Annotated in this window: 3 protein-coding genes and 1 pseudogene; all 4 read left to right on the forward strand. The window is 39.9% G+C overall.

What is annotated here, in order from left to right:
* A partial coding sequence (gene rpsI, locus HMPREF0549_RS02495) for a 30S ribosomal protein S9 (RefSeq protein ID WP_003716685.1) occupies positions 1-152 on the forward strand: 152 nt, incomplete at its 5' end.
* A 150-nt stretch (positions 153-302) separates the two neighbouring features.
* Entirely contained in the window at positions 303-1076 is a 774-nt protein-coding gene (locus tag HMPREF0549_RS02500; RefSeq protein WP_003716686.1) for a (S)-acetoin forming diacetyl reductase, read from the forward strand.
* A 205-nt stretch (positions 1077-1281) separates the two neighbouring features.
* The gene (locus HMPREF0549_RS02505) at positions 1282-1911 is read left to right on the forward strand and encodes a glycoside hydrolase family 73 protein (RefSeq protein ID WP_040530818.1); all 630 of its coding nucleotides are present in this window, start codon (positions 1282-1284) and stop codon (positions 1909-1911) included.
* Positions 1912-1929: 18 nt separating this feature from the next.
* Positions 1930-2049: pseudogene (locus HMPREF0549_RS02510) on the forward strand (xanthine phosphoribosyltransferase); the annotation flags it as partial.

Below are 2049 nucleotides of genomic sequence, written 5' to 3' on the forward strand. Positions count from 1 at the left end.
ACGGTATCGCCCGTGCATTACTCGCAGTTGACCCTGACTTCCGTGACGCTTTGAAGAAGGCCGGTCTCTTGACTCGTGACCCTCGTATGAAGGAACGTCGTAAGCCAGGTCTTAAGAAGGCTCGTAAGGCTGCTCAATTTAGTAAGCGTTAATATTCGATTTATCGCTTCCAAAAAAAGAAGTTGGATTTTTGTCCAACTTCTTTTTTTATACACATACACAATCGTATTTCTTTTATCTTTAATTTAAAAGACGTATAATATAGTTGTTGTAACCGCTTACTAATATAAGGAGGCTAAATTATGGCAAAACGTGTTGCTTTAGTTACTGGTGGTAGTCAAGGTATTGGTAAGGCAATTGCAGAACGGTTAGTTAACGATGGCTTTTCCGTTGCTTTAGTTGCCCTGGAAGAAAATAAACTACAGGAAACTGCTAAGGAACTGGAAGAAAAGGGTGGTGAAGCTTTACCAATCGTTGCGGATGTTTCTGATCGTGATGCTGTATTCGCTGCGGTTAAGAAGACTGTTGATCATTTTGGTGATTTAAATGTAGTTGTTAATAATGCTGGCCTTGGTCCAACTACGCCAATTGATACAATTACTCCTGAACAATTCGAAAAGGTTTATGGAGTAAATGTTGGGGGTGTTCTTTGGGGAATCCAAGCTGCACACCAAGCATTTAATAAGTTAGGTCACGGTGGAAAGATCATCAATGCCACCTCACAAGCTGGGGTTGTTGGTAATCCAAACTTAGCACTTTATTCTGGTACTAAGTTCGCTATTCGGGGAATTACTCAAGTAGCTGCTCGTGATTTGGCTGACGAAGGCATTACTGTTAATGCCTACGCTCCAGGAATTGTTAAGACACCAATGATGTTTGATATTGCCCACCAAGTAGGAAAGAATGCTGGTAAGAGTGATGAATGGGGAATGCAGACATTTGCTAAGAACATTGCTTTAAAACGGCTCTCTGAACCAGAAGATGTTGCCAATGCTGTTGGCTTCTTAGCTGGCCCTGATTCAAATTACATTACTGGACAGACGATCATTGTTGATGGTGGGATGCAATTCCACTAGAATGAGTGATCGTAACTCAGTGAAGAACTTGCGGAAGACTAGCGAGTTTTTGAGGAGCAAATTTCAATCATATTAACTAACGGGGGTTGGATAAAATTCCAGCCCTTTTCTTATTTTTAAATTTAAAATACTAAAATATTCTCCCAAACAAGGCTTATTTTGCTACAATCAATAGTTAGTAGTGAAAATAAGGGAGGCATAGCTTTTGGCAAAACGGCGGCGGAGAAGAACGAGGAAGAAAAGATCACAGGGAAGCATTTTTGTGTGGCTATTGGTTATTGTTATATTGTTCCTAGGCGTCTACGTTGGTCATCACTTTTACCGAATATGGAACCAACAACGCATCGAACAGGCTGCATTGAAACGGGACCGTGAAGCTAAAGAGTTGTTTATTAAGCAGGTAGCTCCAGAGGCTCAAGCAATGCAGAACACATACCATGTTTATGCGTCAATTACGATTGCTCAGGCGATCCTTGAATCTAATTGGGGTACCAGTAAATTAGCTACTCAGTATCATAATCTTTTCGGAATTAAGGGAACTGGTGCTAATTCAAAAGTTATGACAACTAAAGAATATACTGGTGGTAAATGGATTGTCATTAAGGACCGTTTTCGTGTTTATAGTAGTTGGGATGAATCGATTAAGGATCATACCCGGCTAATGCTTCAAGGAACTGATATGAATCGGCAGAATTATGATCGAGTTGTTAAGGCTGCTAATTATGAAGAGGCAGCAAAAGCTCTGCAGCAATCTGGCTACGCTACCGATCCAGACTATGCTAAGAAGCTTATTTCAGTCATTCAAACGTATAAGTTATATAATTATGATAAATAATCAAGAGGGGTTTGTATTATGAGAGAATTACAAGAGAAAATTGAACAATACGGAACGGTTCTTCCAGGAAATGTTTTAAAAGTTGATGCTTTCCTTAATCACCAGGTTGACCCAGAATTGATGCTTAAAGTTGGTCAA

Source organism: Limosilactobacillus vaginalis DSM 5837 = ATCC 49540, from assembly GCF_000159435.1.
GTDB lineage: Bacteria > Bacillota > Bacilli > Lactobacillales > Lactobacillaceae > Limosilactobacillus > Limosilactobacillus vaginalis.